General features: G+C 51.6%; 23 protein-coding genes and 1 tRNA gene. 5 read left to right on the forward strand and 19 right to left on the reverse strand.

Annotated features, from left to right (window positions below; genetic code table 11):
• Nucleotides 1-32: 32 nt before the first annotated feature.
• Together C7W93_RS06155 and C7W93_RS06160 are read left to right on the forward strand one after the other, a co-directional pair.
• A complete protein-coding gene (locus tag C7W93_RS06155) occupies nucleotides 33-1,715 on the forward strand; it encodes a sigma-54-dependent Fis family transcriptional regulator (protein ID WP_108439233.1) in 1,683 nt (560 codons plus the stop codon).
• 5 nt (nucleotides 1,716-1,720) lie between these two features.
• A complete protein-coding gene (locus C7W93_RS06160; protein ID WP_108439234.1) occupies nucleotides 1,721-2,431 on the forward strand; it encodes an FCD domain-containing protein in 711 nt (236 codons plus the stop codon).
• A 326-nt stretch (nucleotides 2,432-2,757) separates the two neighbouring features.
• Here the strand turns inward: C7W93_RS06160 and C7W93_RS06165 are convergent.
• From C7W93_RS06165 to C7W93_RS06200, 7 genes are all read right to left on the reverse strand, one after another.
• A tRNA-Gly gene (locus C7W93_RS06165) sits at nucleotides 2,758-2,833 on the reverse strand.
• Between the two features lie 276 nt (nucleotides 2,834-3,109).
• Nucleotides 3,110-4,429, reverse strand: coding sequence for an Nramp family divalent metal transporter (locus tag C7W93_RS06170; RefSeq protein ID WP_108439235.1), 1,320 nt, complete (start codon nucleotides 4,427-4,429; stop codon nucleotides 3,110-3,112).
• Nucleotides 4,430-4,950: 521 nt separating this feature from the next.
• Nucleotides 4,951-6,585, reverse strand: coding sequence for a collagen-like triple helix repeat-containing protein (locus C7W93_RS06180; protein ID WP_108439237.1), 1,635 nt, complete (start codon nucleotides 6,583-6,585; stop codon nucleotides 4,951-4,953).
• Between the two features lie 385 nt (nucleotides 6,586-6,970).
• Nucleotides 6,971-7,192 carry a hypothetical protein gene (locus tag C7W93_RS06185; protein ID WP_108439238.1) on the reverse strand — a complete coding sequence of 74 codons (222 nt, stop codon included), beginning with the start codon at nucleotides 7,190-7,192 and terminating at the stop codon, nucleotides 6,971-6,973.
• Nucleotides 7,193-7,263: 71 nt separating this feature from the next.
• Nucleotides 7,264-7,878 carry an OmpW family protein gene (locus tag C7W93_RS06190; RefSeq protein ID WP_108439239.1) on the reverse strand — a complete coding sequence of 205 codons (615 nt, stop codon included), beginning with the start codon at nucleotides 7,876-7,878 and terminating at the stop codon, nucleotides 7,264-7,266.
• 203 nt (nucleotides 7,879-8,081) lie between these two features.
• A complete protein-coding gene (locus C7W93_RS06195) occupies nucleotides 8,082-9,137 on the reverse strand; it encodes an NAD(P)-dependent alcohol dehydrogenase (protein WP_108439240.1) in 1,056 nt (351 codons plus the stop codon).
• Nucleotides 9,138-9,291: 154 nt separating this feature from the next.
• A complete protein-coding gene (locus C7W93_RS06200) occupies nucleotides 9,292-9,741 on the reverse strand; it encodes a universal stress protein (protein WP_108439241.1) in 450 nt (149 codons plus the stop codon).
• A gap of 336 nt (nucleotides 9,742-10,077) precedes the next feature.
• Here C7W93_RS06200 and fnr point away from each other — a divergent pair, with 336 nt between their 5' ends.
• Nucleotides 10,078-10,842, forward strand: coding sequence for a fumarate/nitrate reduction transcriptional regulator Fnr (gene fnr / locus C7W93_RS06205; protein WP_108439242.1), 765 nt, complete (start codon nucleotides 10,078-10,080; stop codon nucleotides 10,840-10,842).
• Nucleotides 10,843-10,852: 10 nt separating this feature from the next.
• Here the strand turns inward: fnr and C7W93_RS06210 are convergent, their stop codons facing one another.
• From C7W93_RS06210 to hemN, 11 genes are all read right to left on the reverse strand, one after another.
• Nucleotides 10,853-11,092, reverse strand: a complete 240-nt coding sequence (locus C7W93_RS06210) for a hypothetical protein (protein WP_225869760.1) — start codon at nucleotides 11,090-11,092, stop codon at nucleotides 10,853-10,855.
• Between the two features lie 34 nt (nucleotides 11,093-11,126).
• The gene (locus tag C7W93_RS06215) at nucleotides 11,127-11,666 is read right to left on the reverse strand and encodes a FixH family protein (protein ID WP_108439244.1); all 540 of its coding nucleotides are present in this window, start codon (nucleotides 11,664-11,666) and stop codon (nucleotides 11,127-11,129) included.
• A 17-nt stretch (nucleotides 11,667-11,683) separates the two neighbouring features.
• On the reverse strand, nucleotides 11,684-13,081 hold the full coding sequence (ccoG, locus tag C7W93_RS06220; RefSeq protein WP_108439245.1) for a cytochrome c oxidase accessory protein CcoG: 1,398 nt from the start codon (nucleotides 13,079-13,081) through the stop codon (nucleotides 11,684-11,686).
• 52 nt (nucleotides 13,082-13,133) lie between these two features.
• Complete coding sequence (ccoP, locus tag C7W93_RS06225) at nucleotides 13,134-14,111, reverse strand: cytochrome-c oxidase, cbb3-type subunit III (protein ID WP_108439246.1); 978 nt, start codon at nucleotides 14,109-14,111, stop codon at nucleotides 13,134-13,136.
• Nucleotides 14,104-14,313 (reverse strand): cbb3-type cytochrome c oxidase subunit 3, encoded by a 210-nt coding sequence (locus C7W93_RS06230; RefSeq protein ID WP_108439247.1) that lies wholly within the window; start codon nucleotides 14,311-14,313, stop codon nucleotides 14,104-14,106. Before C7W93_RS06230 ends, ccoP begins: the two co-directional genes overlap by 8 nt.
• 2 nt (nucleotides 14,314-14,315) lie before the next feature.
• Nucleotides 14,316-14,930 (reverse strand): cytochrome-c oxidase, cbb3-type subunit II, encoded by a 615-nt coding sequence (ccoO, locus tag C7W93_RS06235; protein WP_108439248.1) that lies wholly within the window; start codon nucleotides 14,928-14,930, stop codon nucleotides 14,316-14,318.
• Nucleotides 14,931-14,945: 15 nt separating this feature from the next.
• The gene (ccoN, locus tag C7W93_RS06240) at nucleotides 14,946-16,373 is read right to left on the reverse strand and encodes a cytochrome-c oxidase, cbb3-type subunit I (protein ID WP_108439249.1); all 1,428 of its coding nucleotides are present in this window, start codon (nucleotides 16,371-16,373) and stop codon (nucleotides 14,946-14,948) included.
• Between the two features lie 145 nt (nucleotides 16,374-16,518).
• Nucleotides 16,519-16,710, reverse strand: a complete 192-nt coding sequence (gene ccoS, locus C7W93_RS06245; RefSeq protein ID WP_108439250.1) for a cbb3-type cytochrome oxidase assembly protein CcoS — start codon at nucleotides 16,708-16,710, stop codon at nucleotides 16,519-16,521.
• Nucleotides 16,711-16,721: 11 nt separating this feature from the next.
• Entirely contained in the window at nucleotides 16,722-19,304 is a 2,583-nt protein-coding gene (locus tag C7W93_RS06250; protein ID WP_108439251.1) for a heavy metal translocating P-type ATPase, read from the reverse strand.
• Nucleotides 19,301-20,089 carry a sulfite exporter TauE/SafE family protein gene (locus C7W93_RS06255; RefSeq protein ID WP_108439252.1) on the reverse strand — a complete coding sequence of 263 codons (789 nt, stop codon included), beginning with the start codon at nucleotides 20,087-20,089 and terminating at the stop codon, nucleotides 19,301-19,303. The genes C7W93_RS06250 and C7W93_RS06255 overlap by 4 nt, the downstream gene beginning before the upstream one ends.
• Nucleotides 20,090-20,100: 11 nt before the next feature.
• Nucleotides 20,101-21,519 (reverse strand): oxygen-independent coproporphyrinogen III oxidase, encoded by a 1,419-nt coding sequence (gene hemN / locus C7W93_RS06260; RefSeq protein ID WP_108439253.1) that lies wholly within the window; start codon nucleotides 21,517-21,519, stop codon nucleotides 20,101-20,103.
• A gap of 412 nt (nucleotides 21,520-21,931) precedes the next feature.
• On the opposite strand from hemN, the gene C7W93_RS06265 reads away from it, so the two are divergent.
• Entirely contained in the window at nucleotides 21,932-22,771 is an 840-nt protein-coding gene (locus C7W93_RS06265) for a universal stress protein (RefSeq protein ID WP_108439254.1), read from the forward strand.
• A gap of 57 nt (nucleotides 22,772-22,828) precedes the next feature.
• Here the strand turns inward: C7W93_RS06265 and C7W93_RS06270 are convergent, their stop codons facing one another.
• Nucleotides 22,829-23,914, reverse strand: a complete 1,086-nt coding sequence (locus C7W93_RS06270) for a fatty acid desaturase (protein WP_225869761.1) — start codon at nucleotides 23,912-23,914, stop codon at nucleotides 22,829-22,831.
• 276 nt (nucleotides 23,915-24,190) lie between these two features.
• Here C7W93_RS06270 and C7W93_RS06275 point away from each other — a divergent pair, with 276 nt between their 5' ends.
• Nucleotides 24,191-24,631 (forward strand): MarR family winged helix-turn-helix transcriptional regulator, encoded by a 441-nt coding sequence (locus C7W93_RS06275; RefSeq protein ID WP_108439255.1) that lies wholly within the window; start codon nucleotides 24,191-24,193, stop codon nucleotides 24,629-24,631.
• Nucleotides 24,632-24,637 lie beyond the last annotated feature (6 nt).

Below are 24,637 nucleotides of genomic sequence, written 5' to 3' on the forward strand. Positions count from 1 at the left end.
TCTAAAAAAATAAGGAGGCCATTGGAGAGACAATGATTAAATATCCGGAAAACCTGGATTTGCGCCGATTAGTGCGATTTTCTGCTGATAGCGGCACTATCTGGCTAGGCGAAAATCGTATGCTGCTCTTGCACTCTGCTGCGTTATCGAGCTTGCGAAAAGAATTGATTAACTCAGTAGGAAGTGAAGCCACCCGTCGCATCTTCACGCGCATGGGTCACGCTTCCGGCACCCGCGATGCCGAACTGGCCAAGAAAATACGCGGCAGCCAAAACCTGATCGATGCCTTTGTTGTTGGCCCACAGCTGCACATGCTTGAAGGTAGCGTGCAAGTCACACCACTGAAGGTCGAGATGGATATTCCGACCGGTACATTCCATGGAGAATTTCGCTGGGATAACTCATGGGAAGCAGAGGCACATGTTAACGCATTCGGGCCCCAACAAGATCCAGTGTGCTGGATGTTGCTCGGCTACGCTTCGGGTTATACATCGGCATTCATGGGCCGCTTCATATTGTTCAAAGAAGAACAATGCATTGCTTGCGGATCATCCCACTGCATGATCGTCGGCAAGCCACTGGAAGAATGGACTGACGCAGCAGAACATGCAGTGTATTACGAGGCCGACGCGGTCGTTTCTCGTTTACTCGAACTCACTACGCAAGTCGATATGCTCCGTTCTACACTTGAACAGCAACGTCAAACCGAGAGCATGATCGGCAGTTCGCCAGCTTTCCAGCGCGCCTACGAACTGGTGACAAAAGCAGCGACTACCAGTGTTTCCGTGTTGCTGACCGGCGAGACTGGGGTTGGCAAAGAGCGCTTCGCGCGTGCTCTGCATCAAACCAGCGGGCGGGCAAACGGCCCCTTCGTCGCAGTCAATTGCGCGGCGTTGCCACACGATCTGGTGGAGTCCGAATTGTTCGGTGTTGAGAAAGGCGCGTACACCGGCGCTCATGCCACCCGCATCGGAAAATTTGAACGCGCCGAAGGCGGTACGCTATTTCTCGATGAAATCGGAGAGCTGCCATTGGCGGCGCAAGCCAAAATATTACGGGTATTGCAGGAAGGTGAGATCGAACATTTGGGCGATGATAAAACCCGTAAAGTGAATGTGCGGATCGTCGCCGCTACCAATGTCGAGCTGCAGGCAGCCGTTAAGAATGGAAAATTTCGCGCCGATCTTTTTTATCGTCTGAATGTCTATCCAATTGTCATCCCACCGCTGCGTGAGCGCACGCTAGACATTCCGCCGATGGTGACGGCGATGATGGAAAAATTTGGCACGCTGCACAACAAACGCGTGACCGGTATCACCGACAAGGCAATGAAGGCGCTCACCGCGTATCAGTGGCCTGGCAATGTGCGTGAGCTGGAAAACATGATTGAACGCGGCATCATCCTGGCACCGCAAGATGGCTGGATTGAACTCGATCAGCTTTTCCCCAGCTTAAATGCGCCGGATGAGATGGCTGCCAGCATCAGCGATTCCGGCAGCCTGGAAGAAAAACGTCCGCCCGAACAGGCACATTTATGTGACGCCTTTCTGGCGACCGGACTCTCGTTAGACGAAGTCGAAACAATGCTGTTGACGGAGGCGGTTGAACGTTCATCTGGCAACCTCGCAGGTGCTGCACGCATGTTAGGCATGACGCGACCACAACTCACCTATCGGTTGAAGCGCAATCAGGACGCCAACTTGCCTAAGGAGTGATAAAGATGCTGCATTCACAAAAATTTACCGCGCCTTTTTCTGAGAATGAGACGCCGCCACGAACACTGGTGGAAACCGCGTATCGACAGGTACGTAGCGATATCATCTGCGGGCGTCTGGCCCCCGGTGAAAAACTGCGGGTTGAGCACCTGAAAGATCAATATGGCATAGGTGCAGGCACGCTGCGCGAGGCGCTTGCACTGCTGTTGTCGGATGCGCTGGTTGTCAGCGAAGGCCAACGCGGCTTCCATGTCGCCCCCATCTCACTCAACGACATTCAGGAAATTACCGATACTCGCGTGTTACTGGAAACCGAGGCATTGCGCCAATCGATCAAGGCTGGCGATGATGAATGGGAAGCGGGCCTGGTCGCGGCCTTTCATAAGCTTGGAAAAATGGACGAAAAACTTGGCAACCGCGCCAGTTACTTGATCCTTGAATGGGAACTACGCAACCGCAATTTCCACGCCGCTTTAATTGCAAATTGCGACTCGCGCTGGCTACGTTACCTGATCGGCTTACTGTATCGACAATCCGAGCGCTATCGCCACTTATCCATTGCCACCCCTACAATGCCACGCGATGTGCATGCAGAACATACGTTGATTTTTGAAGCAACGTTAGAACGCAACGTCAAACGAGCAAGTCAGGCACTAGAGCAACACATTCGCCTGACCTACGATTCAATTCGCCTGATGTTGCCAGATGAGCGCTAAACGTGACGAAATCGGTTTAAATATTATGGCAAGTTATCTGGAAGTTCGGTCATTACACGCCACCAAGCGGAATTTTTTAGCAAAAAATGCCCGCATGGGATATTGATGCGGGCATTTTGGGGCAATACATTTTGAATGATGTGGTGGGTTGAATAAATTAGCAGATGCAATATTCACTGCTTTAGACCATATCGAATATCAACGGGGAAGTAGCAAAAAAAATGACGATGAAGAAATGATATAGCGATGTCACTACCGCCCAATCATTCCATGCAATTACTACAGACGAAAAAAAAGGAAATCTTTACGATTTCCTTTTTTTATTTTGGAGCGGGAGAAGAGGCTCGAACTCTCGACCTATACCTTGGCAAGGTATCGCTCTACCAACTGAGCTACTCCCGCATATCTTTGCTAACCGATACAGGAGGAGATTCCCGAAATCCAAACCTATCTGGAGAGTGACCTCGGCGAAAGGTGAATCTACTCTTGTATCGGCTATGCTTTACTAAAAACTTGCAAAACACATTTAAAGCTAACTAACGAAGGAGCAAATTATAACAGCCTTACAGAAAAACACAATACTTGATTTGAAAATATTGCATTATCGAAATTTACCGTTCTCTTTCCCCTTCAGGAAAGCCCGTATGAACAAATAATGTCGCTACGATGGTCGTATTATTACACAGCAAACGCCTGAAAAACAAGCCAGATATTTGCCGCCGAAATAATGACAAACAACAACCAGGACAACACAGAGGTTGTCATCGAATTGGCAAAAATGCCCATCAAGTCGCGACGGCCGGTGAGTTTAATCAGCGGATACATGGCAAACGGCAACTGCAAACTCAGCACAACTTGACTCATCACCAGCAAACGTCCAACCGAATGCTCTCCCAAAATCATCACGCCGATTAGCGCTGGTATCAATGCCAGACTGCGTGTGATCAGACGGCGCTGCCAGCACGGTATTTTTATCTTTAGAAAGCCATCCATGATGACCTGGCCCGCAATGGTGCCGGTAAATGTCGAGCTTTGGCCAGACGCCAACAACGCCACGCCGAAGAGAATCCCCGCCACCGCAGTGCCTGCAATCGGATCCAGCAAATGAAATGCCTGATCGATTTCTATCGCGACATTGTTGCCTTTGCCGTGAAATGCGGCGGCAGCCAGCACCAGGATCGCAACGTTAATCACCAGCGCCACCATCAACGAAAATATCGTATCCAGTCGTGAAAACCGGATTGCCTGTAGTCGGCTCTGATCGTTATCGGCAACCACCCGGGTCTGCACAATCGACGAATGCAGATACAGATTGTGCGGCATGATCGTTGCACCCAATATCCCAATCGCGATATACAACGGTTCTTGACTCGATAGCGCCTTCAATGATGGGATTGCCCCGGCAGCGACCGCGCTCCAGTCGGGCTTGATAAAGAGCAGTTCAGTAAACAGACACAGGCTGATGGTGATGATCAAGCCCAGAATAATCGCCTCAACCTGACGGAAACCTCGGCCTTTTAGTCCTAGCACAATCAACGTATCAAACGCCGTCAGTAATACCCCATTCACCAGCGATACGCCGAAAAGCAACTTGAACGCCAGCGCACTGCCCAGCACTTCTGCCACGTCACAGGCGATGATTGAAATTTCCGCAAAAAACCACAGCGTTTTTCCAGTACGCGGGCTGTATTGTTCGCGGCAATGCACTGCAAGATCTTTTTTAGTCGCAATACCCAAGCGCATGCTGAGGCATTGCAGCACTATCGCTGCCAGACTCGACAAAATCACGACAAAAAGCAGGCTATAGCCAAATTGCGATCCGGCTTGAATATCGGTAGCCCAGTTTCCCGGGTCCATATAGCCGATGGAGACCAGCAAGCCGGGACCGGCAAAACGGAGAATTTTTCGCCACAGAGGCGCTCCCTGCGCAACAGCGATAGTGCCAGCGACTTCAGTAGGACAAAACGGCGCAGTCGCCGTAGTGGGTAAGCCGAACATAATTCTTTCGATAGACGAGGAGGAAAGCGGCCTTTTATCACGCGGCAATGGCGTGTAATCTGGTCAGCTAAAAAATGCGGTCCCGCAAGTGTAACGATTTTATGCCGACATCCCAAGTTTCCTCAAAATCTGCTCTTTTGTGATACTTAAGCCTGCTGGCGGAGTATCTCAAGCGCTGCAATGCCTCGGCGATCCGTCTCGGATAAAGCAAGAGCCAGATGGCTAAAAAATGTGGGGCCCCGAAGGGCGACGTCTTTGCGGTCGCCTTCTTTTTGGTTGCGTTTTCTGCGAGGGTGCCTAGTCGAAGCAAGAACAAAGTGACCGGCTCCGGCTGCAAGGCCTCCCCCGGCTTGCAGCCACGGAGAACAAACCGTTTTATTAACAACAACCAAAACCCAAATAACCCCTAACAGGTATTCGTTCTTGAAATCAAAATGTGACTTAGCAATAAATAACATAAGCTAAAAAAAGACCAAAAAAAACCCCAGAAAATCTGGGGTTTTTATGTCGAACTAACTTAATTATTTTGATGCCACGCCGCCAAGCAAACCAGTAAGCAATCCAGTAACTGGCTTCAAAGGAGTAGTCCCTGCACCAGCACCACCGGTTGCACTAGTCAACCCGCTGGTCAAACCTGTCACAAGACCAATTACTGGAGCAAGAGGACTTGCACCCGAACCAGCAGCACCGCCCAAACCACCAGTCAGACCACTAAGTAACCCAGTCACCGGTGCCAAAGGACCAGCGCCTGCGCCGCCAGCCGCGCCACCCAAACCGCCTGTCAGACCACTAAGCAATCCAGTCACCGGTGCCAAAGGACCAGCACCTGCGCCATTAGCCGCGCCGCCCAAACCGCCTGTCAGACCACTAAGCAATCCAGTCACCGGCGCCAAAGGACCTGCCCCTGCGCCACCAGCCGCACCGCCCAAACCACCGGTCAGACTACTAAGTAACCCAGTCACCGGTGCCAAAGGACCAGCGCCTGTACCACCAGCCGCGCCGCCCAAGCCGCCTGTCAAGCCACCCAGCAAACCGGTTACTGGTGCCAGAGGACCAGTACCAGCACCACCCGCTGCACCACCTAGGCCGCCGATCAAACCAAGCAACACGTTATTCACCGGTTGCAACAAGCCGCCGGTTTGATTACCCAATAAAGGTTGTGTACTGTTGGTCAGACTGTTATTACCAAGCGCAACGACGGTATTACCGACTGTCGATACGACGCCACCCAAACTACCTGCCACCGGCACGTTAGAACCTGTCAACGTATTCCCCAACGCCACTACGGTGCCACCAACCACACCCAGCAAAGCATTTACCGGTTGATTCAAGCCAGTTGTATTACCGATCGTTTGTGTAAGCGTATTGACCGTACTAGTCAACGGCACGATAGCCGTACTTAATGTCTGCGTTACCTGTTGTACCGGACCGGTCGTCAAGCCTGTTGTCAACGTGCTTCCCAGTTGATTCACCACACCGCCAACCGTGTTGACTACACCACCAAGCGGGGTTGTCAACGGCGCTAATGCAGCCAGTTGACCAGTGCCCAAACCGGTCACCAATTGGCCTGCGCTTTGTACCGTGTCACCAACTTTGCCGACGACACCGCCAACGCTGCCGACCGTTGTGCCGATCGGATTTTGAGAAGTCCCGATTTGACCCAGGCCACCCGTCACGCCCGCGCCCAACGTTGTCAGAATGCCGCCGGCATTCGTCACAACACCGTTCAAGCCGGTTTTTGCATCTGTCGGCAATGGCAGCTGACTAGTCAACGTAGTACCGATCCCCTGCACCGCAGTACCGACGCTCGTCACGACCGAACCAGTATTCGATACCAAGTTAGATGTTGGTACGCTGCCGCCTGTACCGCCACCAGTGCCACCACCAGTGCCACCACCTGTTCCCCCGCCCGTTCCACCACCAGTGCCACCGCCGGTACCACCACCTGTTCCCCCGCCAGTACCGCCACCGGTGCCGCCGCCATCAGTTCCACCAGTACCGCCGCCCGTGCCACCACCGGTACCACCATCAGTACCTGCTCCTGTGCCGCCGCTTCCGCTGCCATAGCCTAGAGAGCCGCCTCCAGCACATCCCGTTAACATTGCAGCGAATAGTAATGACACTGCGACCAGAGTTCTTTTTTGTGTTGCTTTCATGGTACTTCTCCCTTGTGGATAACGCAGATAAAAATCTGCTTTGGGTTCCTTAATGCAAAGAACATACCAGAGAGCAATTCCACAAAAATAGTAGCCTACCCACTCCTTCAAAATCTTTAAAAATTAATATAATTTCCTTTAAAATCAACAACTAAGCGACTTACCAGCACAAAAAATGATATTTTTTAGATTTTGGGTTTTGGGCTATTTTCGCGTTCGATGTTACGTAACATGCGGGAACATCCCACCCCAAAAAACTGACTATCGCTTTCGTTCGCCATGCCGATACGATTTAATTTTTCGCCAATAAGAATCGCACCCAGACCTCTCGCATAAACGATAAAAGTCATCAGACAGATACAACGCACTTGTGCCATTGCTGCGATTAGCGCGACGTCAAAGACCTGATAATGGGCGAGTCTGCAAACCCCATCAGCTCGGCCATCACAGGCATTCTCAACGGCATGATCCACCAACTGCTGACTGGCACATCAGCCGCATCGATCCACTCCTCCGCCCGATCATAAGAATCAAAAGGTCCAAAGAGCGCGTAACCGTTCATCGGATCTCCCAGCATGACCACACATATTTCCGCTGCTTTATGCATAGACTTATCAGAGCTGACCGCTCTCTTTCGTAAACGACAACACCCGTGCATGCGTATATATAACGGGACTATTAAAAACGATAACCCACGCCGAACCCGATCAGCCACGGATCGATCTGGACCGCGCTGATTTTTTGACCGGCGGCATACACATCGCTCTGAATCTGTAATTTTTTAACATCCAGATTCAATGACCAGTGTTGATCGAGCTTATAGTCAACGCCTGCCTGTAACGCCAGACCCCAGCTATTTTTACTCAGGCTGCCAGCACCGTTGAGCAAGTCAACACTAGAAATGCGGGTGTAATTCAGCCCGGCGCCAAGATAAGGACTGAACTGCGCTTGCGGCAGGAAGTGGTATTGCAGCGTCAAAGTCGGCGGCAGGTGTTTGAAGCTACCGATATTTTTTCCATCTAAGGAGACGTCCTGCTTTTGGGGATACGTCAGGACTAATTCGGTGGCCCAGTTTGGCGTAAAGAAGTAAGAAATATCCACATCCGGAATCATCTTGGAATTGACGTGCAAGCGATCCGATGCGCCGACACCACCGATGGCATCCGACTTATTAGCAGGATTCAGATAATCAGCACGCACCCTTATCTGCCAAGGGCTTTCTTGCGCGGAGACATTCGCGCCGCATATGCTCAAACTCAATAAGACTGCTGCCGATAAAATATTTTTTTTCATTTTTTCCCCGTTAATTAATGCGTGAAAGCACAATACGGGGAAGCAGATACATGCGAGTTGATGTAAATCAATTCAGCGTCATAGCATTATTTTAAAGTTGTTTTGACATTCACGACGCATATTTCAGCGGCAGATATTGCAGCACATGCGCCACGCTATATGTCGATCCTGAGCATTTTCGGCAGCGCAATCTGTTGTTGGCATTACGGTGTAATCGCAATTTTCAACACACCTTCACGCTGATTGGCGAACAGCGCATAGGCCTCTTCAATCTGATCGAGTTTAAATCGATGCGTCACCATGGATTGCAAATCGACTCGGCCAGATGCAACCACGTTCATCAATCTGCGCATGCGTTCTTTGCCACCGGGACACAAGGTAGTGATGATTTTGTAATCGCCCAATCCAGCGGCAAAAATATCCATCGATATAGAAATCTTGCCGGAGTAAACACCAAGACTGGAAAGCGTGCCACCCGGTTTTAGTACGCGCAAACAACTCTCAAACGTTTGTTGCGTGCCCAATGCTTCAATCGCGACATCGACGCCGCGCCCATTGGTCAAGCGCATAATCTCGGAGATCGGATCGGTCTTGGTGTAATCAATAGTCACATCGGCGCCCAATTTCTTTGCTACTTCAAGACGCGTACTCAAGCCATCAACCGCAATAATCAGACTGGCACCCTTTAATTTCGCGCCTGCTGTTGCACATAAACCAATCGGCCCCTGCGCAAAAATAACGACCGTGTCGCCGATCTTTATTTCGCCACTTTCCGCGCCGCCAAAGCCTGTACTCATAATGTCAGGACACATCAATACTTGTTCATCTGTGAGCCCATCCGGTATCGGCTCAAGATTCGACATCGCGTTCGGCACCAACAAGTATTCCGCCTGAGAACCATCAATGGTGTTGCCAAACCGCCAGCCACCGGCCGCTTTGCCACCACACTGCGATGCGTGCCCATCCAGACATGGATGACATTGACCGCACGGCGTTATTGCGCCGACGATCACGCGTTGACCCACGGTATACCCAATGACCCCTGCTCCCAATTCTTCAATCACGCCCACCGGCTCATGCCCAATCGTGCGGCCCTCCGCAACGGGATATTCGCCCTTCAGAATGTGCACATCGGTGCCACAAATCGTTGTCGTCGTAATTTTGATTAATGCCTCGCCAGGACCAGCAACCGGTATCGGCTTTTGCTCTAACGCGATTTTCCCGGGGCGGATAAATACTGCTGCTTTCATGGTGCGCATCGCTACTCTCCTACAAATCCGGATGATTAAAAACGCGTCTGACCGTATTTTCCTTCAGCATATCTTTGCGGTCATCCGCACGGTATTGGCAACAAAAACTGTTATCAGCATTAATGTCTATCGGACTAATTTTCACAATTTATGGGGCGATACTTCAGTCCCCTGCAGCGGCCTTATACACGATGACGGGTATGCCGGAGTACGCCAGCACTTTTTGCGTCTCGCTACCTAACATCAATTTGTTGACGCCTTTTCTACCGTGCGACGCCATAAAAATCACGTCGCAGTGATGTTGTTCCGCACTTTTTACAATCTCCTGCGCGCACCAACCTGCTGGCGTATAGACTTCGCAGACAATGCCTGCCTCGCGTGCCGAGTCAGCGATTTGCTGGACGTTCTCTTTGGCGGACTGCTCGACAGCCTCTTTCAACAAACGCAGATCTTCGGTCCCGCCCAGCATCGTGACCGGGAAATAAGAATAGATTTCGGCGACTGACAAACCTACTATTTTGCTGCCATTGCTTTTGGCAAACTTAATAGCGGCCTGAACAGCCTTCGTAGACAGATCGGAGCCGTCTGTCGCCAACAATATTGTCTTGAACATGATTTTAGGTAGAGGAAAGTGATGAATGAAACGATCCTATGCCTGTTCTTCTGAGCAATTTTTGACGTGGATCAAATGCAGAACGATAGGATAGATAAAACTAGCGGGTATTCGCCATTTTCAGCACCGGATTGGCAACAGCACACGGTCAACCACCTCACGCAAACGTTACGAAGGGTGCCAGAAATGAGACAGTCAGGAGCACATTTTTAAGCGATTGGCGTGCTGTAAGGATGTGTTAACAATTTTAGAGTACAGTCATCTTAAGCAGCGTTTACAGTTGCATAATCAACATTTATCGCTATAAATTAACCAAAAGTTCGCTATGAATTCGCTATGAGTCAGCCCCTTTCCTTCACCACATCGGCCACTTTGAATATCGGTGCTTTAAAAGCGAGTTGCGCTGGTTGCAGCCTGCACCATTTGTGTCTGCCTATGGGTCTGGACGATGCGGATATCAACCGCCTGGATCAGATCGTCGGACGCCGTCGTCGTCTGTTGCGCGACGAAAGTCTGTACCGGATGGATGACCCGTTCAAAAATCTTTACGCCATCCGCATCGGGCATTTCAAAACCTATCAGCTCAATCCAAGCGGCGAGCAACAAGTTACCGGTTTCCAGATGACTGGCGAATTGCTGGGCATGGATGCGATCAGCGCGGACCGCCATCAATGCGATGCAGTGGCGCTTGAGGATAGTGAAGTGTGCGAAATCCCATTTTCGCGGCTGGAAGAACTGTTCGGTCACATTCCCATGTTGCTGCGGCACTTTCACCGAATCATGGGACAAGAAATCACGCGAGAGCAGAATGTCATGCTGTTGCTGGGAAATATGCGCGCCGAACAACGCTTTGCCGCGTTCTTGATTAATCTGTCATCACGCTATGCTGCACGCGGTTATTCTTCTACACGCTTCCAATTGCGGATGTCGCGCGAAGACATCGGCAACTATCTTGGACTAACCATCGAAAGTATTAGCCGGTTGGTGACACGCTTCAAGAAACAAGGCTTGCTGAAAGTCGATAAGCGGGAAATCCAACTACTCGACCCGGCATTATTAAAGGCGCTGGCAGCAGGCACCGAAAGCTGCAATCCGATGTAAAGCTGCCATATCAAGCCGAGGGATAGCCTTCGCCGGACACTTTCAGCAAGTATTGCGTCAACAGGCTTGCCAGCGAACAAAATAACCAGAAAAAGAAGAAGCCGATGGTGTAGCCCGCTATCGGCGGCAATACTTGCAGGCCGCCAAGGCGGAGTAACTCCTGCGGATCAAACAACGCAAAAAAACAACCTTCGGCAACTGCGGCCACTAGAAAAGATGGCCAAACAATGTTCATCGCTAATCGCAACATGATCCTGCCCTCGTTTCTCTACCGGTCCATTTCACTATCTGTCGGCTGGCGATAAATCGGCATGCAGACCAAGCATCTGCTGCGGCCATTTCCACAATCCGGTCAAGCGCCAGTCGCGTCGATCACTTTCGACTAGTACTTGCCATTGCGCTCTTTCCAGCATCGGCAAAGCAATCGTAAAACTGCCATTCGGATCTAGTTGCGCGACCAGTTTGATATCTTTTTCAGGCTGGGTGGGATGGGCAAGATGGATTAATATTTTTCCGGGCACTGGTCCGCCAAATCCCAAAACAGAACCGCTTAATTTACCCGCTGAAGGATCGTAACGGGCATCCAGCTTCAGCCCCAGCCCGGTAGCGATACTGTCGCGACGCAAATCCTGATTGATGGCTAAACCCTGTTTATAGTAATCATCCACGACCATCGCATCTTGCCGCGAGAATGCCAGCCAGCCGGTATACGTGGCCGCCATTACGACGATGCCCGGCCCCAGCATGAGCAGCCACGGCCAAGCTTGCTTATACCACGGCCTTTTAGTGCTGACTTGCGCAATTGAGGGCGATGAAGACAACATGCACTTCTCCTTTAAATTTATTTGGGCACGAAAAATACGGCATTTTCTTTCACCTGCAATCCCGCATCGTCCAGCGCCGTCAGTGTGAAGAAGATTTTGTTCGATCCCGCTTTCCCACTTTTAGGATCGACACGTACCCGTACCGGCACCGCACGGGAACTAGCCCCGTCCAAATTGACCTCATCCGGAGAAGCCATCGAGATCGTCGGCATGCCCGATACCGCAATTTTGTAGCGATGCGCGGTTTCGGCTGTGTTCATGACTTGCAGCCGATACACGTTCTCGATCATGCCATCCTCGACTTCCCGTCCCATTGCGCCCCGGTCCCGAATGACATCTAGCTTCAACGGTGTGCGCGTAATCAACGCACCAGAAAAAGCCGAGACGATCAGGAAAAGTAAGCCGATATAAATCAGGACGCGTGGGCGCAATACGCGCTGACGTATCTGTTTAGGTGACAGTCGCTGAGTGATTGCATGCTCGGTCGCATAGCGGATTAATCCCGGCGGTGCGTCGATCTTCGTCATAACCAGATTACAGGCATCGACGCAGGCAGCGCATCCGATGCATTCATATTGCAAGCCCTGCCGGATATCAATACCAGTCGGGCAAACCTGCACGCACATCGAACAATCAATGCATGCCCCCAAAGACTGCGCACCTGCTGTTACCCTGCCCCGTGCACCACGCGGCTCCCCGCGTGTCTTGTCATAGGTAACAATCAGCGTATCCTGATCGAACATGGAACTCTGAAAACGCGCATACGGACACATATATTTGCAGACTTGCTCGCGCATCCATCCCGCGTTGCCATAGGTTGCAAACGCGTAAAACAAAATCCAAAACGATTCCCAGGGGCCAAGCCCCATGCTGCTGACCTCCGCCATCAACGCGTGCACAGGCGTAAAGTACCCAACGAAGGTGAAGCCGGTCCAGAGTGCAACTAGGCCCCAGACACTATGTTTTGCAGATTTTTTAATCACTCTTGCGACCGACCAAGGCTGTTTATTCAACCGCATCCGTGCGCTACGCGTCCCCTCTATTTTCCGTTCGACCCACAGAAATATTTCCGTATAGACCGTTTGCGGACAAGCAAATCCGCACCATACGCGCCCAGCAATCGCCGTCACCAAAAACAGTGCATAGGCGCAGATAATCAACAGCGCCGCCAGATAGATAAAATCCTGCGGCCACAACACAACGCCGAAAATATAGAATTTGCGTGCGCCCAGATCAAACAGCACCGCCTGCCGTCCATTCCACTGCAACCATGGCAAGCCATAGAACACCAGTTGCGTCAGCCACACGCATATCCAGCGCCAGGTCGCATAGCGGCCCTTTGCTTCACGCGGATAAATTTCCTCGCGTGCGGCGTACATCTTGATCACTGCCTCAGGCGGCGCGAGATTATTCATGGCAGATCACACTGACGTTAAAAATTGGCGGCAAAGTCCAAAAGCAGCACGATCATTGTTCATAGAGATTTGATTTTTCATTCGACAAGCTCCATACATAGGCGGCCAGCACGTGGACTTTGGCTTCACCCAAAAAGTCTTTAAATGCGGGCATCGTGTTGTTACGCCCTTTATTGATCGTTTCCATAATGGTTTCCACACCGCCGCCATATAGCCATATTTTGTCGGTCAAATTCGGTGCTCCCAGCGCCTGATTACCCACTCCGCCCGGACCATGACATCCGGCGCAAGATCCAAATTTTGCTTTACCGAATATGACCTTGATCGGGTCTGCAGTGGACCCCGACAGACTTAATACATAGTGCGCAACGTTTTCTACATCTTTGTCAGTACCCAGCGCTGCCGCCATCGATGGCATCTGACCATGACGCCCATACAGAATCGTAGTCTGGATGATGTCCGGTGCGCCGCCATACAGCCAATCCTTGTCCGTCAGATTGGGAAACCCTTTGCTGCCGCGTGCATCCGAGCCGTGACACTGCGCACAATACGTCAGAAATAAACGTTCTCCGATCGCATGTGCCTGAGGATCGGCAGCGACGATCTTGATATCCTGCTGCAAATACTTGTCGAACAAAGGCCCATATTGCGCGTCCGCTTTTTTCAACTCATCCTGATACGCGCCAGTCGATTTCCAACCCAGTTTTCCGGCGTAACTTCCCAGCCCCGGATACAACACCAGATACACCAAACCGAACACGATGGTGATATAAAACAACCACATCCACCAACGCGGCATGGGCGTATTCAGCTCAGTCAGATCGCCATCCCAGACGTGCCCGGTGGTGCCTACTTGCGCAACGGCTGACGCTGGCGCATCCAAGGTAATCGATGTTGCTGCTAATGGATCAACTGGCAAAACGACCTTGTGACGTGACTGCGACCATAGTAATAAACCGCATCCAAAAATGCTGAGCAACGTCAATACGGTAATGTAAATACTCCAGAATCCACTGGTAAAATCAGCCATGACGATCCTCCGTTTGCGGCGCTGTCTGATCTTTCAGCGTGACGCCTTCATAGTCATCATCATCAAACGGCAAGCGCGCAATAGCATCAAAATCGCTGCTGCTTTTAACGCAATACGTCCAGCCGAGAATGCCTAAAAATGTGGCCAGACTAATAACCGTCATCACGATGCTGGCGTTAGAAAAAATATTCTCGATAGCCATGATCAGTTCCTCGCCTTGATCAATATTCCTAATCCTTGCAGAAAAGCGATCAACGCATCCTGCTCGGTTTTGCCTTCTAGCGTACCCGGGGCCAGCGTGATTTCCGCTTCCGAATACGGCACGCCGAGCCGCTTCAACGCATGCATTTTCGCGACCACATCATCGGGAACCAACGGTGTCGTCGCCAGCCACGGATAGCCCGGCATATTCGATTCAGGCACCACGTCACGCGGATTATTCAAATGCGTGCGATGCCATTCATCGCTATACCGCCCACCCACCCGCGCCAGATCTGGCCCGGTCCGCTTCGATCCCCACTGAAACGGATGGTCATACACAAATTCACCTGCCACCGAATAATGGCCATAGCGCTCAGTCTCGGCGCGGAACGGACGGATCATTTGCGAATGACATCCATAGCAGCCCTCACGCAGATAAATGTCACGCCCGACAAGTCTTAGCGGAGAGTACGGTTTTAGTCCGGTAATCGGCTCGGTGGTCGAACGCTGGAAAAACAGCGGCACAATTTCGACCAGACCACCGACGCTGACGACCAGTACCACCAGCGCAATCAGGAGCCATGGATTCTTTTCGATCCATGCATGGGAAAATTTCATTGTTGACTCCTTATATCAAGCGGCTAAAGGTAAGAGAGATGGAATTCGTCCCTCGACAGCGACCCCGTCGCGCATGGTCATGAAGGTGTTGTAAGCCATCATCAACATGCCCGAGAGGTATAGCAGACCGCCGCTAAACCGGATCACGTAGTAAGGAAAAGTTGCCTTCACGCCTTCAACAAACGAGTACGTCAGCGTGCCGTCGGCATTAACGGCGCGCCACATCAATCCCTGCATCACCCCGGCGATCCACATCGAGGCGATGTACAGCACAATGCCAATCGTCGCGACCCAAAAATGGGTCTCAACCAGACGCATGCTCCACATTTCGCGTTTTCCAGACAAGCGCGGAATCAAGTAATAAATTGAACCCATAGTAATGAATCCGACCCAGCCGAGCGCCCCGGAGTGGACATGCGCGATGCCCCAATCTGTGTAATGCGACAGCGAATTGACGGTCTTGATGGCCATCATCGGGCCTTCAAAAGTGGCCATTCCATAGAACGATAACGATACGATCAAAAATTTGAGAATCGGGTCAGAACGCAATTTATGCCATGCGCCAGACAGCGTCATCATCCCGTTAATCATGCCGCCCCAGGATGGCGCCAACAGGATCAGAGAAAACACCATGCCTAGCGATTGGGTCCAGTCAGGCAAGGCGGTGTAATGCAGATGATGGGGTCCGGCCCACATATACGTAAAAATCAGCGCCCAGAAATGCACGATAGATAGGCGATACGAATACACAGGGCGTTCTGCTTGCTTGGGAATGAAGTAATACACCATGCCGAGATAGCCCGCAGTCAGAATAAAGCCGACCGCATTGTGTCCATACCACCACTGGATCATGGCGTCTTGCACACCGGCATAGGCAGAGTACGACTTCCACATCGATGCAGGCATGCTGGCACCGTTGACCACGTGCAGCAACGTTACGGCAATAATGTAAGCGCCAAAAAACCAGTTCGCCACATAGATATGCTTCACTTTGCGCTTGATCAGCGTGCCGAAAAATACGATTGCGTAAGCGATCCAGACGATGGCGATCAGGATCGTGATCGGCCATTCCAGTTCTGCATATTCTTTGCCACGCGTCAGGCCCATCGGTAACGTGATGACCGCTGCGATCAACACCGTTTGCCAGCCCCAAAAGGTGAAAGCTGCCAACTTGTCCGAGAATAGCCGTACCTGACAGGTGCGCTGCACGACATAATAAGAAGTCGCAAACAAGCCACATACACCAAACGCAAAAATAACAGCGTTGGTATGCAAAGGCCGCAAGCGTCCGTAACTTAACCACGGTATATCGAAATTAAGTGCTGGCCACGCAAGTTGTGCGGCAATAAAAACACCGACCATCATGCCCACCACACCCCAGACCACGGTTGCGATCGTGAACTGCTTGACGACCTTGTAGTTATAGTTCAGTTCTGTGTCCAAAAGAGTTCTCCGAAATTGCAACGATGACGGAGCGAGAGTAAAAGTTTGGGCACTTAACATCTTTGATGTGAATCAAATTACATCGCAATTGACAGTAATTGAACGATGTCATTGCAGTCTGCGGGAACTAATGCAGATGGACTATTTATCCATCGCCATCCGGTCTGACATTTTCAGATTTTTGGTTGATTTCAGGGCGATCATCGTCATGCAAAATCCGTAAGGCCGGACCGATCATGTCATCAAATTGCCCGCTATCGGACATCCTGAAAAATAGCCAGATCGCAATGAAGACGATGCCAATGCTGAGTGGAACGAGCAGAAAAAGTGCCTCCATAATCAGCACCTTTACATTGAAGAAGTTCGCAAGGATGGCGACGTTACCAATGCCCCCGTGGCAGCCTCAATGCCGTCGCCCGACTTATGCTTTATTCGCCGCAAACGCAATGCGTTTAGTACGACTACGGCCGAACTGACAGACATGCCGATCCCGGATAACCAGGGATTCAGCAATCCAAGCGCGGCAGCAGGTATTGCCACCAGGTTATACAGTAGCGCCCACGTCAGATTCTGTCGTATCACAGAGAGCGTCTGCGCCGCCGTCGCATCCACTTCCGAGAGCGACGATAAGCGGCCCGACAGCAGCACACAATCGGCGTGCATCTGGGCCAGCGCCGCGCCATTCCCCATCGCAAAGGACACATCGGCCGCGCGCAATACGGCAGCATCATTAATGCCATCGCCAACCATTGCCACAATTGCCCCATCGCCTTGCAACGCCTGAACGTAGGCCAATTTTTGTTCGGGCAGGTACTCACCCAACGCGGTGCTTATCCCCAGCGCCTCCGCAACATGCCGCGCAACAGCTTGCTGATCGCCGCTGAGCAGAATGACAGTTTTTCCCGCGGCACGGAAATGGCTGACAACCTGCCGCGCATCGCTGCGCAAGCCGTCGGCCACATCAAAACGGGCAAGCCAGTTAGCACGCGAACCCAGATAGATTGAAGTTACGCCCACTGCGGCTTGTGCGGTAACCGAGTAACCGGCCAATTTCTCAACGAAAGCAGCAGCCCCAAAACGGAAAAGTACACCATCGACGCTGCCTTCCAATCCCTGCCCGGCAACCTCGCGCACATCATTGACACAGCTAGCGGCAAGGGGCGATAAATCACTTTCTTGTTGTCGGCTCCGATCTTTCGCCGCATCGACAATCGCGCCAGCCAGAGGATGCGCACTGAATACCTCTAACGCTGCGGCAACTTGCAAACACCATTCTGGCGATGCAATCCCGAGCGTTTCTATATTCTGCAAAACCGGCTTGCCGACAGTCAATGTGCCGGTCTTATCAAAAATAATATGCGTGGCGCGATGCAATGTTTCTAATACGTGCGGCTGCACGATCAGGATCTTTCGCCGTACCAATCGGTCGGTCGCGGCAGCCAGCGCAGTAGGAGTGGCAAGCGATAATGCGCATGGGCAGGACACCACCAGCACGGCAATCGCAATCGGCCACGCACGCGCTGGATCAATCCATTGCCACAGAAAAAATACCACCACCGCGAACAAGAGGAGTCCGCCGACAAACCATGCCGCGACTTTGTCAGCCCATAACGACAGTTGCGGCTTACCCTGTCCTGCGCGCACGATCAATTGCATCAACACAGACAGCGTGCTGTCCGCGCTGGCGTGTGTGACCCGCATCACAATCGGCTGGGTCGCATTGATTGCCCCCCCGGGCAAATTCGCCCCAATCGTCTTGGACTGCGCCTGACTTTCGCCGGTCAGCAACGACACATCGACGGTAGTCGTGCCTTCAAGAATCACACCATCGGCAGCAATCGCGTCGCCCGGCTTGATCAGGATGACATCGTCCGCACGCAATTGCGCCGCCGGTATCAGTTCGGTATCGCGGCAAAACGGATATCCCGGCATGCGCCATGCCGAGGCAGGCAAGGCGTGATGCAAATTATCCAATGCCGAAGCCGCCTTGCGCCGCGCCATAAGCTCCAGATATCTGCTGCATAACAATAAGAAAATAAACATCGTAAGCGAATCAAAATACACGTCGCCATGGCCCCGCAAGGTTGCCATCACGCTGCCGCCGAAAGCAGCCACAATGCCGATCGATACGGGCACGTCCATGCCCAGCCAGCGATGTTTCAGATTGATCCATGCGCCATAAAAGAACGGCTGCGCCGAATAACAAATCGCTGGCAAAGTTAATAACAATCCAGCCCATCGCATCAGGCTGGTCATTGCTTCATCCATCGTGCCGTCGGTGGCCAGATAGACCGGCAGCGCATACATCATCACCTGCATCATCGATAAGCCAGCAATAAACAGCTGGCGAAAAAGTTTTTTTCTGGTGCGCTCTAATTGTTCGCCATGTCTGACCGGATCAAACGGATAAGCTGCGTAGCCGATTTCCCGCAGCGATTTCAGGATGTCGCTGGGCTTGCAGACCGTCTTGTTCCAGCGCACATGGAGGCATTCGGTAGAGACATTTACATTGATGCTGCACATGCCGGGCAAGCGTGCTAATCGGCGCTCGATCAACCAAACGCAGGCAGCACAGCGGATGCCTTCTATCGAAAAAGCAGCCTCGCACGTTTCCATCGCGGGATCGGTTGTCGTTTGCCCGGCTTGCTCCACTGCCGAAGTGTGGGCGTCGTCGTATAACTGAAGTTCGGGCGGGATCAAGGTCTCTTGCGCGGCCGTCACCGAAAACCATTTGCGTGTGCTATAAAAATCACACAAGCCGTTATCGACAATGCATTGCGCGACGGTCTGACAGCCGGGGCAACACATCGGCCGCATGACGCCATCAATCAGAACCTGCCAACTTTTTCCTTCTGTTTCGAGGGGCACAGGCAAACCGCAATGAAAACAGCCCGGCACAACTTGCGGCGATCCACACAGCACCGCGCTCACGGTTTATCCCCTACCCCGGTCACCGTGGTGCAGACTGTATCCAGCCAGTGCACAGGCAAACCATGCGCGGCACGGTATAAGCCCAGCACGCCAAAACTCAGGACAATCACGCCGCTAATCACACGCACCGGACGGCGCTGTAGCCAATTTTTCAGCCTTGCGCCGACCATCCCCATCGCCAGTAAAGTTGGCAACGTTCCCAGACCGAAAGCCAGCATGACCGCCGCCCCGGACAACGCCGAACCGCTGAGCATCGCTGTCAGCAATACGCTATACACCATCCCGCAAGGCAGCCAGCCCCATAAGCCGCCCAGCGCAAACATCTTTAACGGACTAAAGCGCCCTTCAAGTGGCATTAAATATTTCATCAGCGGCTGTATCCGTCGCCATAATGCTTGTCCAATGGATTCCAACCGGACAATCCCACGCCACGCATCCATTAAATACAAGCCGAGCGCCACCAACATCAGATTGGCCAGCCAATAGCCCACCGCCTGTATCAGCGCCCCGCCTACCAAGAAGCGCAACCCGCCTGCGAAGCCGCCGACGATTGCCCCCGCGATGGCATAACTTCCAATCCGTCCCACGTTATACGCAACTACCCGCGAGACCCCATCCAGCCCCGACACCGCAGTGGCCCGGCGGGCGATAACCGCTACGGGAAATTTTTTTACCGGCGTTGAGGCGACGGAGAATGCGCTCACAATCCCTCCGCACATTCCCACGCAATGCACACTGCCAAGCAGGCCAACCATAAAGAGAGGGAACAGGCTAAGCACGGTCATGGTTGCCCCACTCAGATGGTCTTTGAATAACGTAACGAGGCGGATTTGGCATACAGATAACGATCGAACACCATGCAAATATTGCGAATCAGCAAGCGTCCTTTTGCGGTAACGGTGAGCCATTCGGCATCGATGTCCAGCAAGCCGTCCTGCGCCAGACCAGATATTGCCACCAGCTCGGTTGCAAAATAATCATTGAAAGTGATGGGATAGGCTTCTTCAATCGAGGCAATGGATAATTCAAAATTGCACATAAGCATTTGAATAATCACGCGCCGCAGCACATCATCCATTGTCAATTTGATGCCACGCGCAATCGGCAATTCATTTTTTTCAATCAGGTCGTAATAGGCGTCGAGTGTCTTGACGTTCTGACTATAAGTCGCGGCCACCGCGCTGATTGCCGATACGCCGCAAGACACAAGATCGGCATCCGCGTGGGTTGAATATCCCTGAAAATTACGATGCAACCTTCCATGTCGCTGCGCGACCGCCAGTTCGTCAGTCGGCTTTGCAAAATGGTCCATGCCGATGTAAACATAGCCAGCATCCGTCAGCCGTTTGATACACAAAGACAGCATATCGAGCTTGGCCTCAGCGCTGGGCAAGTCCTGCTCGACAATGCGCCGCTGCGGCTTAAATAAGTGCGGCATATGCGCATAGTTGTAGACGGCAATACGATCTGGATTTGCTTTGATAACCTTCGCCAGCGTCTGCCCCATGGTAATGACGTTTTGTTGCGGCAGACCATAAATCAGATCGATGCTGATCGAGCGAAACCGCGCATCTCGGGCGGCATTAATAATCTCTAGCGTCTGAGCTTCCGGTTGAATCCGATTAACTGCTTTTTGCACGTGCGGATCGAAATCCTGAACACCCAGACTAATCCGGTTAAAGCCCTGCGCACGCAGGTGATGTACACGCTCTGCGGAGACTGTACGTGGATCGATTTCAATCGAATATTCACCGACATCATCCGGCGCAAATTGAAACCAGCGCCGCAGATACGCCATCAGATTAGCCATCTGACCATTTGAAAGATACGTCGGCGTACCACCGCCAAAGTGCAATTGCGCCACCTGATTCATCCCGGAAAATAATCTTCCCTGCATAGCTATTTCGCGTTTCAGATAGCTAAGATAAATCGCCGCTTTCTCACGGTTTTTAGTCACAATTTTATTACAAGCACAGTAATAGCAGACCGTATCGCAGAATGGAATATGCAGATAAAGCGATAGTGCATTTTTGCTGCCACGTGTGCGTAAGCTGGCGACCGCTTGCAAGTAATCGCGATAGCCGAAGGCTTCAGTAAATCGATCCGCTGTGGGATAAGACGTATACCGTGGCCCCAGTTGCTGTAGCTTGTTAACCAGTTCGGGATTGATGTCTACAATCGGAATTGCTACTGCCGGTATTGTGGATGCCACCATTATTTACACTCCGCTGCTGGCCGCACCAAAGTTGGATCGCGGCCTGATCGACGCAGTGTAAAGATGCCAATCCGCAAAAACTTTGACTTACATCAAATCTGCGCAAACCCGCTGCCAAAGTTAATCTAGCCTTGCCTACAAACCAATACTGAAAATCGCTGCGACTTGCGTATTTGATGTGGATCAAATTTCGGCAAAAGATGCATTGGTGCAATCGTTTGTTTCTGGACTCTCTTGGTCTTAACACCTACATTAAAGATGAACGCGCTTGAATCGTTAGTCCGATTCGGGTATGGATTGCCACTTCAATAGATGTTTGTCGATTCACCTATCAGCTGTAGCAATCAAGAGCGTATTTACCTGGCGCAAAGGCCAGGACCTGCAATATGCAGCATCAAAGAGAGGCAATTCCATGTCTTATAAAACAATTCTGGTGCATGTAGATCAATCCAGACATGCAGCGGCGCGCATCAGAATAGCCGCAGAAATAGCGCTTGCCGAAAACGCACATTTGATCGGCAGTGCGATGACCGGTATCTCACGCATCATGTATCAGGACGCCGCGGTAGACATGGCCTGGACCGTCGTAGCCGCTGAACTCGATAACTTAAAAGAACAGGCTGAAAAAGCATTGACTGAATTTGATGCGATTGCGCAGCAAATGGGGGTGCTATCGTATGAAAAAAGACTCGTCAATGACGAACCGGGGGACGCGCTTTCTCTGCAAGGCAGGTATAGCGATCTGGTTGTCATCAGTCAAACCGATGTGGATGAAACCTGTTCACGGGTAATCTCCGGCATGCCGGAATATGTGATGCTGAATTGCGGGCGACCGGTGTTGATCGTTCCTTATGCAGGGGAGTTTAAGCATATCGGTAACAATGTTCTGGTAACGTGGGACGGCAGCATGGAAGCAACGCGTGCATTAACAAACGCAATCCCAATGCTTAAGCGTGCCAAGAATGTCGCCGTGGCGCTGTTCAATCCTTCGGTCCAATTTAATGCGCATGGCGAACAACCGGGCGCAGATATCGCGCTCTATCTGGCTCGCCACAAGATCAAGGTGGATGTTTTGCAAGAAGTGACCGAAATGGATGTTGGGAATACATTGCTGTCACTGGCGGCCGATTTACGGTCCGATCTGATTGTGATGGGCGGCTATGGTCACACCCGTTTTCGTGAAGTTTTGTTAGGCGGCGTCACCAAAACCGTACTGAAGACGATGACGATTCCGGTGTTAATGTCGCACTAATCCAAGAAAATAATACCGTCAAATAATCGCTCATGGTGGGCATGATGCAATTGCAGGTCAGCCCACCATCACTGGCTCAGTGGTCGGTTGTCCGGCAAAATTGGTCCAGCAACGTCGCTTAAAATCGTATAGCTTGCAACGGCGTGCGGTGTCGAAATACCAGCGCCATGAAAACTGTTGAATCACAATGCGCCCCGGCAGCATGACCTCCAGCACCTGCTGGGCTTGTTTCAACCGGTATAGCGGAATACTCATATCGACGTGATGCGCGGTGTGTTCCATGATGTGATGCAGCAGCGTGCCAATGCGATAACGAAACGTCAAATGCACCGTGGTTGAGACAAACGGCTGCGCCGAAGCCCAGACCAGTTTGTCTTGATACCACGCGATTCCCGCATGTGTGTGATGCACATAGACGACAAATCCAATCATCGCGTTCCAGGTCAAAAACGGCAGTACAAAACCTGCAAACAAGGTCAGCCACAGTGATTGTCCGGTAGCGTTGGAGGCGGCGACCAGCGCTGCTATCCATACAACAGCAGCGACCGATACCAACACGCAATCCCAAAAAAATACGCGACGGCGCGTCGGCATCTGGCGACTGCTGGGAAACATCATGCGCAGCCACCACACTTCAATCAGGTAATACAACCAGGATGCCCAACCGCTACGATAAACGCGCTCTAGCCATTGCCGCCAGCGTGGCAGCGCTTGAAACTCTTCCAACGTGTGCGGATGCCAGACAAAATCGAAACCCTTTAAATTGGTATAGCCGTGATGCACCACGTTATGGCCGACATCCCACAAACTATACGGGGTAAGAGACGGCAGAAAAACCAGACGCCCAAGCCAACGATTCAAGCGTCGATGCGGCGTAAAACTTTGATGACAAGCATCGTGGCCCAAAATAAACAAGCGACCGATGATAAGACCCGCCACGACCGCACATAGCAATTTGACGGCGGCGTGATGAAACCAAACCGTCGCCACCATTGCTAATCCAAACAACGCAACGTCCAGCGCTACCAAGAAAAGTGCACGGGCAGTGCTGCGCCGAACCACTGGCAATAACCATGAGCGAATAACTTTACGATGCGGCATGGGCGCTTGTGGCTGCACCGGCTCCGGCAAAAATCTATGCATAAGAAGATCCTTTAACAAAAACAGCTGACAATGCGCGTCATCCAAGGGCTAAGCGATGGCAGGACAAATACCGGGGGCGTCGTCTAAAAGTCAGGGCCGGTGGATGGTAAATCCATTCTGAAACAGAAATATTGCGGTAGATCAAAATTAGTAAAATCGATACCGTATTAACAATTGTGGATTTGTCGTATTCACGCCACGCCCCTGAAAATTCTGTTAACGCTGCTGCTAATTTTTCTGTAGCATGCATATGCATCGATGCATATACATGGAAAAATGAATAATACCCTCCAATGCAGTTGCTCAAAGCTACGGCAACTCACCCGCAAAATGACCAGTATTTACGATCGCCATTTAGCCAGCAATGAATTAACTATTAGTCAATATTCGTTGCTCGCCCGCATCGGTAAGTCGGGTCCCATCGGTGTCATCCCTTTGGCGGCCAATATGGGAATGGATCGCAGCACGATGAGCCGCGCACTGAAGCCGTTAATCAGCGCAGGCTGGGTAGAAACGGTCGATTTGCCGCTGGAAATGCTGACCGATAAACGTTCATTTGGCGTCAGTTTGAGCGCTGAGGGAATGCAAAAATGGAAAAAATCCATGCCTGGCTGGCATAAAGCAGAGCTCGAAATCAGCGCAATAATAGGCGAAAAAAATCATCGGGCATTAATGGAACTCGTCGACGACGCCAATACTAAATTTCAACATATCTAGGCGTAT

This window comes from Glaciimonas sp. PCH181 (genome assembly GCF_003056055.1).
Lineage (GTDB): Bacteria > Pseudomonadota > Gammaproteobacteria > Burkholderiales > Burkholderiaceae_D > Glaciimonas.

Coding starts and splice junctions, on each gene's coding strand:
- C7W93_RS06200 (WP_108439241.1), bottom strand. CDS start 9,741: ATGTTCAAGACAATATTGTTGGCGACAGACGGCTCCGATCTGTCTACG.
- C7W93_RS06215 (WP_108439244.1), bottom strand. CDS start 11,666: ATGTTGTCTTCATCGCCCTCAATTGCGCAAGTCAGCACTAAAAGGCCG.
- ccoG (WP_108439245.1), bottom strand. CDS start 13,081: ATGAATAATCTCGCGCCGCCTGAGGCAGTGATCAAGATGTACGCCGCA.
- C7W93_RS06160 (WP_108439234.1), top strand. CDS start 1,721: ATGCTGCATTCACAAAAATTTACCGCGCCTTTTTCTGAGAATGAGACG.
- C7W93_RS06210 (WP_225869760.1), bottom strand. CDS start 11,092: ATGTTGCGATTAGCGATGAACATTGTTTGGCCATCTTTTCTAGTGGCC.
- hemN (WP_108439253.1), bottom strand. CDS start 21,519: ATGGTGGCATCCACAATACCGGCAGTAGCAATTCCGATTGTAGACATC.
- ccoP (WP_108439246.1), bottom strand. CDS start 14,111: ATGGCTGATTTTACCAGTGGATTCTGGAGTATTTACATTACCGTATTG.
- C7W93_RS06265 (WP_108439254.1), top strand. CDS start 21,932: ATGTCTTATAAAACAATTCTGGTGCATGTAGATCAATCCAGACATGCA.
- C7W93_RS06180 (WP_108439237.1), bottom strand. CDS start 6,585: ATGAAAGCAACACAAAAAAGAACTCTGGTCGCAGTGTCATTACTATTC.
- C7W93_RS06230 (WP_108439247.1), bottom strand. CDS start 14,313: ATGGCTATCGAGAATATTTTTTCTAACGCCAGCATCGTGATGACGGTT.
- ccoO (WP_108439248.1), bottom strand. CDS start 14,930: ATGAAATTTTCCCATGCATGGATCGAAAAGAATCCATGGCTCCTGATT.
- C7W93_RS06155 (WP_108439233.1), top strand. CDS start 33: ATGATTAAATATCCGGAAAACCTGGATTTGCGCCGATTAGTGCGATTT.
- C7W93_RS06170 (WP_108439235.1), bottom strand. CDS start 4,429: ATGTTCGGCTTACCCACTACGGCGACTGCGCCGTTTTGTCCTACTGAA.
- C7W93_RS06255 (WP_108439252.1), bottom strand. CDS start 20,089: ATGACCGTGCTTAGCCTGTTCCCTCTCTTTATGGTTGGCCTGCTTGGC.
- ccoS (WP_108439250.1), bottom strand. CDS start 16,710: ATGGAGGCACTTTTTCTGCTCGTTCCACTCAGCATTGGCATCGTCTTC.
- C7W93_RS06270 (WP_225869761.1), bottom strand. CDS start 23,914: ATGCATAGATTTTTGCCGGAGCCGGTGCAGCCACAAGCGCCCATGCCG.
- C7W93_RS06190 (WP_108439239.1), bottom strand. CDS start 7,878: ATGAAAAAAAATATTTTATCGGCAGCAGTCTTATTGAGTTTGAGCATA.
- C7W93_RS06185 (WP_108439238.1), bottom strand. CDS start 7,192: ATGCATAAAGCAGCGGAAATATGTGTGGTCATGCTGGGAGATCCGATG.
- fnr (WP_108439242.1), top strand. CDS start 10,078: ATGAGTCAGCCCCTTTCCTTCACCACATCGGCCACTTTGAATATCGGT.
- C7W93_RS06195 (WP_108439240.1), bottom strand. CDS start 9,137: ATGCGCACCATGAAAGCAGCAGTATTTATCCGCCCCGGGAAAATCGCG.
- C7W93_RS06275 (WP_108439255.1), top strand. CDS start 24,191: ATGAATAATACCCTCCAATGCAGTTGCTCAAAGCTACGGCAACTCACC.